Below are 15175 nucleotides of genomic sequence, written 5' to 3'. Positions count from 1 at the left end.
CTTGGTGGGAAAGTAGCCGGAAATCAACCTAGTTCGTCGATAGTCAACATACCGTGGCGTGCGAGGATTGCGACGTGTCCACCACGTCCCTGATCTTGATCATCGTCGTCGTCGCGGCACTGCTCGCGGTCGCCATCGTGACGGGCGTCGTGCTGGCGCGGCGTCGGCGGATCAGCCTCGTCGAGCCCGAGCAGGACAAGCCCGTCAAGGGTGGCTACCAGGCCGGCGGCGCCATCACGTTCAACGCGCCCGCGCCGCCGGTGGCCAAACCCGTCGACACGGCTGAACCCGCCGACACGGCTGAATCGGTCGAGACGGCCGAACCCGTGGAGACGGCCGAACCGGTCGAGGTGGTCGAACCGGTCGAGGTGATCGAGCCGGTCGAACACCCGGTGGCCGACCGCACCGAGGTCGACGGCCAGCCGGGCGTCGGTGACGACGCGGCCGTGCCGCGCGACTCGGTCAAGCGCGGGTTCGTCGAGGTGGACCTGCCCGAAGAGGCGTCCGAGATCGACGAGATCGAGCCGACGTCCGGTCGGCTGGAGCGGCTGCGCGGACGGCTGTCCCGGTCGCGGTCGACGTTCGGGCAGGGCCTGCTGGGGCTGTTGGGCGCGGGTGACCTGGACGAGGACTCGTGGACCGACATCGAGGACACGCTGCTGATGGCCGACCTGGGTGCGGCGATCACGGACCAGATCGTCACCGCGCTGCGGGAGCAGATCGTGGCACGCGGGGTGCGCACGTCCGATGACGCCCGCGCGTTGCTGCGGGACGTGCTCGTCGATGCCCTGCACCCCGAGATGAGCCGCGCGGTGAACGCCCTGCCGCACTCCGACGGTGCGGACGGGGTCAAGCCCGCCGTCGTGCTGGTGGTCGGCGTGAACGGCGTCGGCAAGACCACGACGACCGGCAAGCTGGCCCGGGTGCTGGTGGCCGACGGCCGGACCGTGCTGCTGGGCGCGGCGGACACCTTCCGCGCGGCGGCGGCCGACCAGCTGGAGACGTGGGGCTCGCGCGTCGGCGCGTCGACCGTCCGGGGCCCCGAGGGCGCGGACCCGGCTTCGGTGGCGTTCGAGGCGGTCAAGCAGGGCGTGAACGACAGCGTGGACACCGTGCTGATCGACACGGCCGGCCGCCTGCACACCAAGACCGGCTTGATGGACGAGCTGGGCAAGGTGAAGCGCGTGGTGGAGAAGCAGGCGAAGGTGGACGAGGTCCTGCTCGTCCTCGACGCCACCACCGGCCAGAACGGCCTGACCCAGGCACGGGTGTTCGCCGAGGTGGTGAACGTGACCGGGATCGTGCTGACCAAGCTCGACGGCACCGCCAAGGGCGGCATCGTCTTCCAGGTGCAACGCGAACTCGGCGTGCCCGTCAAACTCGTCGGCCTGGGCGAGGGCGCCGACCACCTGGCCCCCTTCGAACCCACCGCCTTCGTCGACGCCCTCCTCAACTGACCCGCGTGTCCAACACTCAGAACGCGCGTGTCCAACGTTCGGAACGCGCGTGTCCTACCTCCAGAACGCATGAATTCAACGCTCAGGTGCGAGCCGCGCGGCCTGAACGCCGACCTCGGGTGTTCTGAGCGTTCAACTCGGGTGTTCTGAACGTAGGACACGCGCGACGCGAACGTTGGACACGCGCGTTCTCAACGTTGGACACGCGGGGGTCAGGTGCGGGTTGCCTGGTCGGTGAGGCGTTTGGCGATGGCCAGGACCTCGGGGAGGATGCGGGCTACGGACTCCTTGGTCAGGCGGCTGTCGGGGCCGGAGACGGAGACGGCGGACAGCGTCGGGGCCCCGTGCAGGGGTACGGCGATGCACCGCACGCCGAGTTCCTGTTCGCTCTCGTCGAGTGCGTAGCCCTGCACGGCGATCTGGTCCAGGGACGCCAGCAGCTCGTCCGCGTTGGTGATCGTGTTCGGGGTGTACGCGGGCAGGCCGGTGCGGGACAGCAGGGCGCGTACCTCGTCCCGCGGCAGCTGCGAGAGCATCGCCTTGCCCACGCCGGTGCCGTGCGGCAGCAGCCGGCGGCCGACCTCGGTGAACATCCGCATCGAGTGCCGTGACGGCACCTGCGCCACGTACACCACCTCGTCGCCGTCCAGCACGGCCAGGTTCGCGGTCTCCTCCACCTGGTCGACCAACTGCGCCAGGAACGGCCGCGCCCACGTGCCGAACTGCCGTGACGCGCTCTCGCCGAGCCGGATCAGCCGGGACCCCAGCGTGTAGCGGCGGTTGCTGTTCTGCCGCACGTACCCCAGCGTGACAAGGGTGCGGATCAGCCGGTGGATGGTCGGCAACGGCAGGCCGGAGGTGCCGGCGAGCTCGGACAGGCTCGCCTCGCCACCCGCGTCGGCCAGGCGTTCCAGCAGGTCGAAGGCGCGTTGCAGTGACTGGACGCCGCCGGTGGACTCTCGTGCCACGTCGATCACTCCTTCATTGCCGTTCCGCGTTGCGAAAACTATAGTCCGCGAAGTAGAAACCGATCGGAATCGAGGTGGACTTCCATGTCCGGTGTTCGCGTCCTCGGGGGCGAAGTGGAGCGCGGGGACGAGATCCTCACGCCGGACGCGCTGGAGTTCGTGGCCGGGCTGCACCGGTCGTTCGCGCTCGAACACGCCGCGCTGATGCGCCGCCGCCAACAGCGCCGTCCGCTGGGCTTCCTGGACGAGACGCAGGCCGTCCGCGACGGTGACTGGCGGGTCGCCGAAGCGCCCGAGCCGCTGCGCGACCGGCGGGTGGAGATCACCGGCCCGACCGAGCGGAAGATGACCATCAACGCGCTGAACTCCGGCGCGAAGGTGTGGCTGGCCGACCTGGAGGACGCCAACACGCCGCACTGGCACAACGTCGTCTCCGGCCAGGTCAACCTCTACGACGCGGCCCGCGGCACGATCGACTTCACCTCCCCGGAGGGCAAGCACTACGCCCTGCGCGACGACGTGGCCCGCCCGACGATCGTGGTCCGGCCGCGCGGCTGGCACCTGCCCGAACGGCACCTGGAGATCGACGGCAGGCCCGCCGTGGGCGCGCTGGTCGACTTCGGCCTGCACTTCTTCCACAATGCGCAACTCGGCCGGCCGTACTACTACCTGCCGAAGATGGAGAGCCACCTCGAAGCCCGGCTGTGGAACTCGGTGTTCACCGCCGCGCAGGAACGGCTCGGCGTCCCGCACGGCACGGTCCGCGCGACCGTGCTCATCGAGACGATCCCCGCCGCGTTCGAGATGGAGGAGATCCTCTACGAACTGCGCGACCACGCGTCCGGCCTGAACGCGGGCCGCTGGGACTACCTGTTCAGCGCCATCAAGTACTTCCGCGAGGCGGGCGCCGACTTCGTGCTGCCCGACCGCAACAGCGTCACCATGACCGCGCCGTTCATGCGCGCCTACACCGAGTTGCTGGTGCGCACGTGCCACAAGCGCGGCGCCTTCGCGATGGGCGGCATGGCGGCGTTCATCCCGAACCGGCGTGACCCGGAGGTCACCGCGCAGGCGCTGGAGAAGGTGCGCGCGGACAAGAACCGCGAGGCGGGCGACGGGTTCGACGGCTCGTGGGTGGCGCACCCCGACCTGGTGCCGGTGTGCCAGGAGATCTTCGACGCGAAGCTGGGCGACAAGCCCAACCAGCTCGACGTGCTGCGGCCGGAGGTGTCCGTCACCGCCGAGCAGTTGCTGGACTTCAAGTCCGCCGGCGGCAACGCGACCCGCGCGGGCGTGGAGTCCGCTGTGGATGTCGGTGTGCGGTACCTGCTGTCCTGGCTGGGCGGCAACGGCGCGGCGGCCATCCACAACCTGATGGAGGACGCGGCCACCGCCGAGATCTCCCGCTCCCAGCTCTGGCAGTGGGTGCACAACGACGTGGTGCTGGACGACGGCACGCCGGTCACCGCGGACCTGGTCCGCACGGTGCTGGCGGACGTCCGGGAAAAGCTCGACGGCGAGCACCTGGACCTGGCCGTGGAGCTGTTCGAGCAGGTCGCGCTGGCCGACGAGTTCGTGGACTTCCTGACCCTGCCCGCCTACGAGCGGATCGGCTGACGTGCCGCGGACGTCGTTGTCGGCGGAAGCGGTGCGGGCGCTCACGGCACGCCTGCCCGATGTGGAGCTGCGTGCGCCGGCGGGCAGGCAGCCGGTGCACACCTGTTACGTCCCTGCCGACCGCGTGACGTCGTCCACCGTGCGTGACTGGGGTGCGCAAGCGCTTGCGGCGCTGGCCGAGCACGCCCCCGACGACCTGGCGGACGTGCTCGGCCTGTCGCCGGAGGTGGCGGAGGTCGTGCACGGCCGTGTGCGGTCGAAGCTGGTCACCGAGCCGGTGGAGGACCTGCGCATCGACTTCGAGGACGGCTACGGCGTCCGCTCCGACGAGGAGGAGGACGCGGACGCCGAACGCACCGCGCTCGTGGTGCGGGACTGGCTGCGGGACGGTGTGGCGCCGCCGCGGTTCGGGCTGCGGATGAAGTCGTTCGACACCAAGGCGCTGCGCGAGCGCGGCATCCGGACGTTGGACGTCTTCCTCACCGCTCTCGGAGAGGCGCCCGAGGCGTTCGTCATCACGTTCCCGAAGGTCACCTCGGTGGCGCAGGTGGAGGTGTTCGGCGACGTCCTGGACCTGTTCGGGCTGCCGCTGCGGTTCGAGATCCAGATCGAGACCACCCAGTCGATCGTGGACCCGCAGGGCAGGCTGGCCATCCCGAGGTTCATCGAGGCGGGCCGCGGCCGGGTCACCGGACTGCACTTCGGCACGTACGACTACACGGCGGGCTGCGGTCTGGGCGCGGCGCACCAGCACCTGGCGCACGGCGCGTGCGATTTCGCCCGCAACGTCATGCAGGTGTCCGCGGCGGGCACCGGCGTCGCGCTGTCGGACGGCTCGACCAACGTGCTGCCGGTCGGCGAGGACGTCCACGAGGGCTGGCGCACGCACTACCGGCTCGTGCGCCGGTCGTTGGCGCACGGCTTCTACCAGGGCTGGGACCTGCACCCGGCACAGCTCGTGACCAGGTACGCGGCCGTGCACGCGTTCTACCTGGAAGGCGTGGAGGCGGACGCCCGCAGGCTCAAGGCGTACGTGGAACGGGCCGGCGGCTCGGTCCTGGACGAGCCCGCGACCGCCCAGGCCCTGTCCACGTCGTTCATCCGCGCCCTGGACTGCGGTGCCCTGGACGAAAGGGAGGTCCGCCGCGCCACCGGACTCACCGTGACCGATCTCCAGGCACTCGCTCGGAGGGAATGACCGCCGCATCGCTGGATCGGGTGGTCCTCGAACCGGCGAAAGGCCGATTTCCGCCGCACCGGTCAGGGTGTGTGCATGACCATGCGGGCCGGGTTGTGGACCGGGCTGCCGGACCTGGAGCGGGCGGAGTTCCGCTACCAGGTGGTGGCGTGCCCGGCGGAAGTGGACGTGCTGATCGCCGCGCTGGCGCGGCCGGAGTGCAACGACGGGATGCTGGAGCACTTCGGCCGCGAGTTGGACGCCGAAGGGGAGAGCGACCACAACCTGGTGCTCGCCGTCCGCGGCCGGTGGGGCTACCTCAACTACGTGGACAACGAGTTCACCGGCTGGCCGAAGGGCGATCCGGACGCGCCGTACGTGGACGAGGCGTACACGGACTTCCCGCCGGGCGTGGGCGTGCCGCTGGCGACGTACCGCGACATCCTGCTGGAGTTCATGGTCACCGCCCGCCGGCCGACCGTCGTCGACTGGTACGAGGAGGCCGACCTGTTCCACGCCTGGCGGTTGCAGCGGATGGCCCTGCACCGCAATGGCGCCGGCCAGAAGATGACCGAGCGGTGACCGTGCCCCCGAGCGCGGGAGCACGGTCGGCAGCGATCGAAGAGGTCAGAACGACGGCAGGGTGTACCAGGCGGACCCGGCGTCCTCGGCGTCGTCACGCAGCACGGACCCCTCGATGAGCCCGTACGGCCGGTCGGCGGCGTAGAACACCTCGTTGTCGTTCTCCAGCCCGAACGCGGACAGGTCGACCACGAAGTGGTGCTTGTTCGGCATCGACAGCCGCACCTCGGCCACCTCCGGCCGGCCCAGCAACACCGCCTCGCCCATCGCGTACAGGGTCTGCTGCAACGACAGGCTGTGCTTGGCCGCGAACGTGGCCAGCAGCAGCCGCCGGATCTCGGTGAAGCTCTTCGCCCAGTCAATCCCGGCGGCGGTCTGACTGTCGGCTCCGCCGACGCCCTGGTACCGCCATCGCGCGGTCACCGACGTGGCCAGGATCCGGTCGTCGGTCTCCTTCAGCGTCGTGTACTCGTCGCGCGGGAAGCCGTGGAACTCCGACCCGGTCGACTTGAGCACCACCATGTCCCGCACACCCGAGACGACCCACGCGCGCTCGCCGTCCACGGTCACGGCGGTGGTGCGCTTCTCGTTGCTGCCTTGCACGAACGAGTGGTCGTTGCCCTCGATCCGCTCCCACGCGTGCTCGTCGATGAGCACCCGCGCGCCGGTGATGGCCTCCTGCGAGGAGACGAAGTGCCGGCCCAGGCGCAGCGCGAAGTCCTCGATCTCGCCGACCGGCGACTGCTTGGCGAAGGCGTAGACGGTGTTCTTCTGCGTGTCGGTCGCCAGCACCTTGGTGTTGTCGCCGGTGAGGTGGGTGTCCGCCAGGTCGCCGCGCAGGGAGGTGCTGACCGTGAGGTCCTTGATCGTGTGCACAGCGCCGTTGCGGGTCACCGTGACGAGGCGGTTCTCCGCCTTGCCGTACTGGTTCGGCCCCAGGACGATGGCCATCGGTCAGCTCCCTCGGTAGGTCGTGAATGCGAACGGGCTCAACAGGATCGGCACGTGCAGGTGCTCCTCGTCGGTGACCCGGAACGCGATGGCGATCTCCGGGTAGAACGGCGTGTCGACGTCGAACACCAGCCGGTGGTCGCCCGCCGACAGCCGCTCGGTGAACCTCAGCCGCCCGTCGTCGTCGGTGACGCCCTCGGCCAGTGGCGCGCCGTCGCGCTCCAACCGGACCGGCACGCCCACCTTGGGCCGGCCCGCCTCGGCGTCGAGCACGTGCGTGGAGAGGGTGGTCATGCCAGCACCTTCCTCAGCCGCAGTGCCGCGATCTTCGTCAGCTCCCGGTTCACCACGCGCAGTTCGACGTCCGGCGGGTTGTCCATCCGGGACGCGAGGTCGGCCAGCATCTGCTCGCCGGACAGCCCGGTCGCGCACACCAGGTAGATGTGCCCGAAGTGGTCCTCGTAGGCGGCGTTGGCCGCGAGCAGCCGGTCGGCGAGCGACGCGGTGACGCCGGACTGCTCGTCGGCGGACCACTTGGCGGACACCCCGTGTCCCGCTGCCCTTTCCCCGATGCGCGGGTGGCCCGCGATGGCCGCGTAGACCTCTTCGTCGCTGAGGTCGGCGAACCGGTCGGACGCGGCGAGCAGCGCGTCCACGTCGGCGTAGGGGCGGGCGGCCAGCAGCGCGTCGGCCCAGCGCGGTACCGCGAGGCATTCGGTGAGCAGGGGCCGGAGCTGCTCCGGAGGCGCGGAGTTGAACCCCTCTAGATCGGGCACTAAGGCTCCCTTTTCTGTATCGCGGAATCTCATTTCCGCAAAGAGGGACGGTACGAGCGCCCTCCGAGCGTGTCAACAGTCTTGCGCCGCCACGGAAAACCTGCCTACTCTCTCGTTGTACGGAAGATAGATTCCGTATTGCGGAAGATCTGGCCGGTGGAAGGAAGCCTCCATGCGGTACGACGTCAACCTGTCGATCCTGTTCACCGACCTCCCGGTGCTGGAGCGGCCCGCCGCGGCGCGGGCGGCCGGGTTCGACGCGGTCGAGTTCTGGTGGCCGTTCGCCGAAGCCGTGCCCCCGTCCCGCGAGATCGAGGCGTTCGAGGCGGCCGTCACCGACGCCGGGGTCCAGCTCGTCGGGCTCAACTTCTTCGCGGGCGACATCCCCGCCGGCGACCGCGGCCTGGTGGCGTGGCTGGGCAGGCAGTCGGAGTTCCGCGCCAACGTGGAGATCGCGGCCGGCATCGCCACCCGGCTCGGCTGCCGCGCCTTCAACGCGCTGCACGGCAACTTCCCCACCACGGACACCGCGCTGGACAACCTCGCGTACGCCGCCGAGGTGGCCGCCGAGATCGGCGCGGTGGTCCTGGTGGAGCCGATCTCCGGCGCGCCGGACTACCCGCTGCTCATCGCCGCGGACGCGCTGGAAGTCATCGACCAGGTCGGCCGCGACAACATCGCGCTGCTCGCCGACCTCTACCACCTCGCCGTCAACGGCGACGACCTCGACGCCGTCGTCGCCGACCACGTGGACCGCATCGGCCACGTGCAGATCGCCGACGCGCCGGGCCGCGGCGAGCCGGGCACCGGGGAACTCGACGTCTTCGGCTACCTGGCGAAGCTCGAAGCCAACGGCTACCAGGGCTATGTCGGCCTTGAGTACAAGGCGCAGACCGGCGGCTTCGACTGGCTTCCCGAGAAGGACCGTGCCGCAGGGAAGGGGCAGTGGGCATGAGCAGGATCGGGTTCGTCGGCCTGGGCATCATGGGTACGCCCATGTCCGCCCACCTGGTCGCCGCGGGCCACCAGGTCACCGGCTTCGACCTGAGTCAGGACGCGCTGGCCAAGCTCACCGCCGCGGGCGGCACGGCGGCGGCGAGCGCCCGTGACGCGGTCAAGGACGCCGAAGTCGTCATCACCATGCTGCCGAACCACCCGCAGGTGGAAGAGGTCGTCCTCGGCGCCGTCCTCGCCGAGGTCGCGCGCGGCACGCTGTTGATCGACATGAGCACCATCCGCCCGGAGACGTCCCTCGCCGTCGCCGAGGCAGGCGCGAAGCGGGGCGTGCGCGTGCTCGACGCGCCGGTCTCCGGCGGCGAGACCGGCGCCGAGCAGGCCACGTTGTCGATCATGGTCGGCGGTGAGGAGGCCGACTTCGCCGCGGCGAGGCCGATCCTCGACACCCTCGGCAAGACCGTCGTCCACGTCGGCCCGCACGGCGCGGGCCAGGTGGTGAAGGCCGCGAACCAGCTCGTGGTCGGCGGCATCTACGCCCTGGTGGCCGAGGCCATCGTGCTGCTGGAAGCGTCCGGAGTGGACGCCAAGGCGGGCCTGGACGTGCTGGCGGGCGGGCTGGCCGCCAACCGGATTCTGGACCTCAAGCGCGAGACCATGATCGCGCGCGAGTTCCGGCCGGGGTTCCGCATCGACCTGCACCACAAGGACATGGGCATCGCGCTCGCCGCGGCCCGTCAGGTCGACGTCGCACTACCGGTGACGGGGCTGATCGCCCAGCTCATCGCGTCCGGGCGGGCACAGGGGTACGGATCCCTCGACCACTCGGCGTTGTTGAAGGTCGTCGAGAACTTCTCCGGGAGGACCTGATGGCCAGGGTGCCCGTCATGCAAGCGGTCGTGGAAGTGCTGAAGAGCGAGGGGATCGACACGGTCTTCGGCTGCCCGGGAGCGGCGATCCTGCCGCTCTACAAGGCGATGGAGGAAGACGGCACGATCGAGCACCTGATCGTCCGGCACGAGGAAGGCGCCACCCACATGGCCGACGGCTGGTCGCGCACGACCGGCAACGTCGGCGTGGCGATCGGGACGTCCGGCCCGGCGGGCACCAACATGATCACCGGTCTCTACGCCGCGCAGGCCGATTCGGTGCCGATCCTGTGCATCACCGGGCAGGCGGCGACGACCAAGCTGCACCAGGAGGCGTTCCAGGCGGTCGACATCGTGGCCATCGCCGCGCCCGTCACCAAGTGGGCGGTCCAGGTGAAGGAGGCCGCGCAGGCGCCGTGGATCTTCCGGGAGGCGTTCCGCGTGGCCCGGTCCGGCCGGCCGGGACCGGTCCTGATCGACCTGCCGATCGACGTGCAGAAGCAGGAGATCGAGTGGGACCACACCATCGACGCCCCGCTCCCGGTGGCCAAACCCGAACCGCACCCGGCGCGGGTCGAACGGGCGTTGGACATGCTCCTGGCCGCGCAGCGCCCGTTGCTGCTCGCGGGTGGCGGCGTGATCCTCGCCGAGGCGCACGACGAGCTGCTGGAACTGGCCGAGCACCTGCGCGTCCCGATCCAGGCCACGTTGATGGGCAAGGGCGCGATCGACGAGGACCACCCGCTCTACGCGGGCATGACCGGCATCCAGACGTCCCAGCGGTACGGCAACGCGTCGTTCCTGGAGAGCGACCTGGTGCTGGCGCTGGGCGCGAGGTTCGGCGACCGCCACACCGGTGACCTGGCCACCTACCGCGGTGACCGGAAGTTCATCCACGTGGACGTGGAGCCGACCCAGATCGGCAAGGTGTTCGGCCCGGACCTGGGCGTGGTCTCGGATGTGAAGGCGTTCCTGCGGGCGATCCTGGCGTTGGCCAAGACCCGCACCGGCCCTTGCCCGGACAACGCCTGGACCGCGCGGACTCGTGAACTCAAGGCGACGCTGCTGCGCCGCGAGGACTTCGACACCGTGCCGGTCAAGGCGCCACGGGTGTTCAAGGAGATCAACGAGTTCTACGGCCCGGACACCTACTTCGTCACCGCGATCGGCCTCTACCAGATCTGGTCCGGACAGCACCAGAAGGCGCACCGGCCGCGGCACTACCAGGTCTGCGGGCAGGCGGGACCGCTCGGCTGGGAAATCCCGGCCGCGATCGGCGTGAAGAAGGCGCTCAAGAACACCGAGCCGTCGGCCGAGGTCGTGGGGATCGTCGGCGACTACTCGTTCCAGTTCCTGGTGGAGGAACTGGCCGTCGGCGCCCAGTACGACGTGCCGTTCGTGCTGATCATGCTGAACAACGAGTACCTGGGCCTGATCCGGATGGCCGAGGACCACGGCGGCTACGACATGAAGTTCGAGGTGGACATCCACTACGACACCGTCGGCTCGGACAACGTCAAGATCATGGAGGCCTACGGCTGCTCGGCCACCAGGGTCACCGAGCCGGGCCGCATCTGTGACAGCCTCGAATGGGCCCGCAAGGAAGCCGACCGCACCAGCCGCCCGGTCCTGGTCGAGATCATGATCGAACGCGAGGGCAACACCGCCAACGGCACGTCGATCGCCTCGATACGCGAGTTCGAACCGCTTCCGTGACGTGGCACGTGATCTGTCGCTTCACAGCCGATCGGCTGGGAGAGTGACGCGCATGGACCTGGTGCTACGCGCTGCCCGAGTGGTCACCCCCGACGGTGAACGCCGTGCCGACGTCGGTGTCGCGGACGGCCGGATCGTCGCGGTGGCCGACCACCTCGACGCCGAGACCGTCGTCGAACTAGCCGACGACGAAGTGCTCCTGCCCGGCCTGGTCGACACGCACGTCCACGTGAACGACCCCGGCCGCAGCGACTGGGAGGGCTTCGACACCGCCACCAGGGCGGCGGCGGCCGGCGGTGTCACGACGATCATCGACATGCCGCTCAACAGCCTGCCGCCGACGACCACCACCGCCGCCCTGAAGGCCAAGCAGGAGTCGGCCCGCGACAAGGTGCACGTCGACGTCGGGTTCTGGGGCGGCATCGTGCCGACCAACCTGGACGACCTGGAGCAGCTGCACGACGCCGGCGTGTTCGGCTTCAAGTGCTTCCTGATCCACTCCGGCGTGGACGAGTTCCCGCACGTCAGCGAGGACGAGCTGCGAGCCGCGCTGCTGCGGCTCCAGTCCAGGGACGCCCTCACCATCGTGCACGCCGAGGACCCGCACGAGGTGACCGAGTCGGGCCCCGGCTACCGCAGCTTCCTCGACTCGCGACCGCACACGGCCGAGTCGCACGCCGTCACCACGGTCGTGGACCTGGCCAACGAGACCAAGGCCAGGCTGCACGTGCTGCACCTGTCCAGCGGGCAGGCCCTGCACCACGTCCGGACCGCCAAGGAACTCGGGCTGCGGCTCACCGCCGAGACGTGCCCGCACTACCTGACCTTCGTCGCGGAGGAGATCGGCGACGCGGCGACCGAGTTCAAGTGCTGCCCGCCGATCCGTGACGCGGCCAACCGCGAACGGCTCTGGCAGGCGTTGCGCGACAACGTGATCGACCTGGTCGTCACCGACCACTCGCCGTGCACCCCGGATCTGAAACAAGGCGATTTCGCCACCGCCTGGGGCGGTATCGCGAGCCTGCAACTGGGCCTGCCCGCGGTGTGGACCCAGGCCCGGCAGCGGGGCCACGCGCTGACCGACGTGGTCCGGTGGATGGCCACCAACCCTGCCGACCTGGTCGGGCTGCCCACCAAGGGCCGCATCGCGCCCGGCGCGGACGCCGACTTCTGCGTGTTCGCCCCGGACGACGCGTTCGTGGTGGACCGCGCCCGCCTGCGCCACCGCAACCCCGTCACGCCCTACCACGGCCGTCCGCTGGCGGGCGTCGTGCGGCAGACGTGGCTGCACGGGCGGCCGATCAATGACCAACCGCGTGGGCGGTTGTTGACTAGAGGAGACGCATGACCGACGCGCCCGGCTGGACCCGACTCCCCGACCTGGCCTGCCGTGCCGTGGGCGGCAGCGTGGTGTGGGCCAACGACGAGTTGTTCGCCGAACGCGAGAACCTGATCCGCAAGCCCGAGCCGGAGTACCAGACCTACACGTTCGGCCACAAAGGCCAGGTCTACGACGGGTGGGAGACCCGCCGCCGGCGTGAGCCGGGCGAGGACCGGGCGATCGTCCGGCTCGGCCTGCCGGGCGTGATCAAGGGCGTCGTGATCGACACCGCGTTCTTCAAGGGCAACTACCCGCCGTTCGCGTCGGTCGAGGCGACGGCCGCCAAGGGCTACCCGAACCCGGAGGAGCTGACCGACTGGGAGACCGTGCTGCCGAAGTCACCGCTCGGCGGCGATCAGAAGCACTACTTCGAGGTGTCCGCGCGCCGCCGCTACACGCACGTGCGGCTGACCATCTACCCGGACGGCGGCGTGGCCCGGCTGCGCGTGTTCGGCAACCCGGTGGCCGACCCGGAGCTGATCATGCCCGAGGCGCTGGACCTGGCCGCGTTGGAGAACGGCGCGTGCATCACCGGGTGCAGCAACATGTTCTACAGCGACCCGAGCAACCTCATCGCGCCCGGTCAGGCCACCGTGATGGGCGAGGGCTGGGAGACCGCGCGCCGGCGGGACGACGGCAACGACTGGGTGGAGGTGGAACTGGCCGCGCCGGGCGTCATCCGGCTCGCGGAACTCGACACCAGCCACTTCAAGGGCAACGCGCCCGGCTGGGCGTCGATCCGGGCCCGGGACGCGCGCACCGGCGCCGAGTTCGACGTGCTGCCCCGCACCCGCCTCCAGCCCGACACCCGCCACCGCTTCCGCGTCGAGCACGACGCCGAGGCCACCCACGCGCGGCTCGACATCTACCCGGACGGCGGGATGGCACGCCTGCGGCTGTTCGGCGGCTTGACCGCGGACGGCCTCAGGGTAATCACCCAGCGCTACCTCGATTTCGCTTAATCGGAGGGAAATTCGTCAGTCCATGGGCTGACTCTGTCTACGACTTCAGTCGGTTGTGAGGTGTTCAACCGCCCTGGAAGCCTGCGGATACCCGAAAGGGTGAACAGGATCTAGGGAGGAACCTGTGCGACCGATCATCAGAGCGCTCGGCGGTGTGGCTACCGCTCTCGCGCTCGTCACGGGGACGACGTCGTTGGCGTCAGCCGAAACGGAGCCGGAGGCGCAGGGCACGGCGGGGATCGCCTGGCAGCCGTGCCCTGAGCTGGCCGAGGTGGAGTGCGGCACGCTGAGCCTGCCCATCGACTGGGCCAACCCGCGCGGCGAGAAGTTCGACCTCGCCGTGGCCCGCCGCAAGGCCACCGACCCGTCCAAGCGCGTCGGGATCATGGTCATCAACCCCGGTGGTCCGGGCGGTTCGGGCGTGAACTTCGCGCTGGCGGCGGCCGGCTACTTCAGCCCGGAGGTGCAGGAGCGCTTCGACATCATCGGCTTCGACCCGCGCGGTGTCGCGCGCAGTCAGCCGGTGCAGTGCTCGCTCGACGTGTTGCGGCGGCAGCCGTCGATCTACCCGACGAACCAGCAGCAGTTCGACACCCTCGCCGCGTACAACCGCGAACTGGCCGCGGACTGCCGCGCGCAGACCGGCCCGATGTACGACCACGCCGACACCGGCGCGGTGGTCAAGGACATCGACGCGCTGCGCAAGGCGCTCGGTGAACAGAAGATCAACTACTACGGCGTCTCGTACGGCACGCTCATCGGCCAGCAGTACGCCGAGGAGTACGGCCGCAACATCCGCGCCATGGTGATCGACTCGAACATGGACCACAGCCTGGGCACGTGGCGGTTCAACGAGACCGAGGCCAAGACCGCCGAGGACTCGTTCGGCGAGTTCGTGAAGTGGTGCGACCGCAACGAGTTGTGCGCCCTGCACGGTCAGGACGTCGGGAAGGTGTGGGACGACCTGCTCGACCGCGCCGACCGCGGCGAGATCGTCGACCCGTTCGACCCCGAGGTCAAGGTGACCTCCGAGGAGATCATCAGCGTCGCGTTCAGCTCGTTCTACGGCCCCAACTGGCAGTCGCTGGCGTCCTGGCTGGTCGACTTGGGCGCGGGCAAGGCGGCCCCGGTCGCCTTCGCGGCGGAGACGGCGCGCAACCCGTTCCCGGCCGTGTTCTGCCAGGACTGGGCGATGCGGGTGAAGAACTACCGCGAGTTCTCCGCCCTGGTGGACCGCGCCAACCAGATCGCGCCGCACATGCGCGGCTCGTCGCTGGGCCACTACGCCATCGCGGGCTGTATCGGCCTACCGGAGAAGGTCAACAACCCGCAGCACCGGTTGAAGATCAAGAACGCGCCGAAGATCCTGATGATGAACTCGCTCTACGACCCCGCCACCGGGTACGAGTGGGCGGCCAACGCCCACCGGCAGAGCCGTGACACCACGGTCCTGCTGACCTACGAGGGCTGGGGCCACGGTGTCTACGACCGCAGCGACTGCACGCGTGGCACCACGGACGACTACCTGATCAACCTGAAGACCCCGCGTGCCGGCGCCCGCTGCGCCGCGGTGGAGCCCCCGCCGGAGCCGACCGCGTCCCTTGGCACGGAGTCCTCGGACGCCAAGCCGGTGCCGACGGGTCCGGCCCCGGGCATCCCGGGCTGGCTCAAGTAAGAGCGTCACGACGAACCGGGGCCGCCTCCACCACCTGGTGGGGGCGGCCCCGGCCGGTCTGGCAGGCTCGACGCGACTGTGCGACGCCTG

The 15175-nt window shown here is 69.9% G+C and carries 14 protein-coding genes; 10 read left to right on the top strand and 4 right to left on the bottom strand.

Annotated features, from left to right (window positions below; all coding sequences use genetic code 11):
- Positions 1–74: 74 nt before the first annotated feature.
- On the top strand, positions 75–1457 hold the full coding sequence (ftsY, locus tag ALI22I_RS32350) for a signal recognition particle-docking protein FtsY (RefSeq protein ID WP_077009381.1): 1383 nt from the start codon (positions 75–77) through the stop codon (positions 1455–1457).
- 212 nt (positions 1458–1669) lie between these two features.
- Here the strand turns inward: ftsY and ALI22I_RS32345 are convergent, their stop codons facing one another.
- Positions 1670–2425 carry an IclR family transcriptional regulator gene (locus ALI22I_RS32345; protein WP_077010081.1) on the bottom strand — a complete coding sequence of 252 codons (756 nt, stop codon included), beginning with the start codon at positions 2423–2425 and terminating at the stop codon, positions 1670–1672.
- Positions 2426–2509: 84 nt separating this feature from the next.
- Here ALI22I_RS32345 and aceB point away from each other — a divergent pair, with 84 nt between their 5' ends.
- The 3 genes from aceB (at position 2510) to ALI22I_RS32330 (ending at position 5801) form a co-directional block, all read left to right on the top strand.
- Positions 2510–4042, top strand: a complete 1533-nt coding sequence (gene aceB / locus ALI22I_RS32340; RefSeq protein WP_077009380.1) for a malate synthase A — start codon at positions 2510–2512, stop codon at positions 4040–4042.
- A 1-nt stretch (position 4043) separates the two neighbouring features.
- Positions 4044–5240, top strand: a complete 1197-nt coding sequence (locus ALI22I_RS32335; protein WP_077009379.1) for a DUF6986 family protein — start codon at positions 4044–4046, stop codon at positions 5238–5240.
- Positions 5241–5315: 75 nt separating this feature from the next.
- On the top strand, positions 5316–5801 hold the full coding sequence (locus tag ALI22I_RS32330; RefSeq protein WP_077009378.1) for an Imm1 family immunity protein: 486 nt from the start codon (positions 5316–5318) through the stop codon (positions 5799–5801).
- Positions 5802–5846: 45 nt separating this feature from the next.
- On the opposite strand, the gene pucL is transcribed toward ALI22I_RS32330, so the two are convergent.
- The 3 genes from pucL to uraD are packed head-to-tail and all read right to left on the bottom strand — an operon-like array spanning position 5847 to position 7528.
- Positions 5847–6752: a factor-independent urate hydroxylase gene (pucL, locus tag ALI22I_RS32325; protein WP_077009377.1), complete on the bottom strand. Its 906-nt coding sequence runs from the start codon at positions 6750–6752 to the stop codon at positions 5847–5849.
- 3 nt (positions 6753–6755) lie between these two features.
- Complete coding sequence (locus tag ALI22I_RS32320) at positions 6756–7046, bottom strand: hydroxyisourate hydrolase (RefSeq protein WP_077009376.1); 291 nt, start codon at positions 7044–7046, stop codon at positions 6756–6758.
- Positions 7043–7528, bottom strand: coding sequence for a 2-oxo-4-hydroxy-4-carboxy-5-ureidoimidazoline decarboxylase (uraD, locus tag ALI22I_RS32315; RefSeq protein ID WP_077009375.1), 486 nt, complete (start codon positions 7526–7528; stop codon positions 7043–7045). The genes ALI22I_RS32320 and uraD overlap by 4 nt, the downstream gene beginning before the upstream one ends.
- 172 nt (positions 7529–7700) lie before the next feature.
- Here uraD and ALI22I_RS32310 point away from each other — a divergent pair, with 172 nt between their 5' ends.
- The 6 genes from ALI22I_RS32310 to ALI22I_RS32285 all read left to right on the top strand — a co-directional run bounded on the left by ALI22I_RS32310 (position 7701) and on the right by ALI22I_RS32285 (position 15085).
- On the top strand, positions 7701–8483 hold the full coding sequence (locus tag ALI22I_RS32310) for a hydroxypyruvate isomerase family protein (RefSeq protein ID WP_077009374.1): 783 nt from the start codon (positions 7701–7703) through the stop codon (positions 8481–8483).
- On the top strand, positions 8480–9352 hold the full coding sequence (locus ALI22I_RS32305; protein ID WP_077010080.1) for a 2-hydroxy-3-oxopropionate reductase: 873 nt from the start codon (positions 8480–8482) through the stop codon (positions 9350–9352). Before ALI22I_RS32310 ends, ALI22I_RS32305 begins: the two co-directional genes overlap by 4 nt.
- 17 nt (positions 9353–9369) lie before the next feature.
- Positions 9370–11067, top strand: a complete 1698-nt coding sequence (gene gcl, locus ALI22I_RS32300) for a glyoxylate carboligase (protein ID WP_443216996.1) — start codon at positions 9370–9372, stop codon at positions 11065–11067.
- 52 nt (positions 11068–11119) lie between these two features.
- On the top strand, positions 11120–12415 hold the full coding sequence (allB, locus tag ALI22I_RS32295; protein ID WP_077009372.1) for an allantoinase AllB: 1296 nt from the start codon (positions 11120–11122) through the stop codon (positions 12413–12415).
- Entirely contained in the window at positions 12412–13410 is a 999-nt protein-coding gene (alc, locus tag ALI22I_RS32290) for an allantoicase (protein ID WP_077009371.1), read from the top strand. The genes allB and alc overlap by 4 nt, the downstream gene beginning before the upstream one ends.
- Before the next feature lie 124 nt (positions 13411–13534).
- Positions 13535–15085: an alpha/beta hydrolase gene (locus ALI22I_RS32285; protein ID WP_077009370.1), complete on the top strand. Its 1551-nt coding sequence runs from the start codon at positions 13535–13537 to the stop codon at positions 15083–15085.
- The last annotated feature ends 90 nt before the right edge of the window (positions 15086–15175 follow it).

The sequence above is a fragment of the Saccharothrix sp. ALI-22-I genome, assembly GCF_001984175.1.
In the GTDB taxonomy this organism is placed as follows: Bacteria; Actinomycetota; Actinomycetes; order Mycobacteriales; family Pseudonocardiaceae; genus Actinosynnema.
This window is presented reverse-complemented; position numbering and strand designations above follow the sequence as displayed.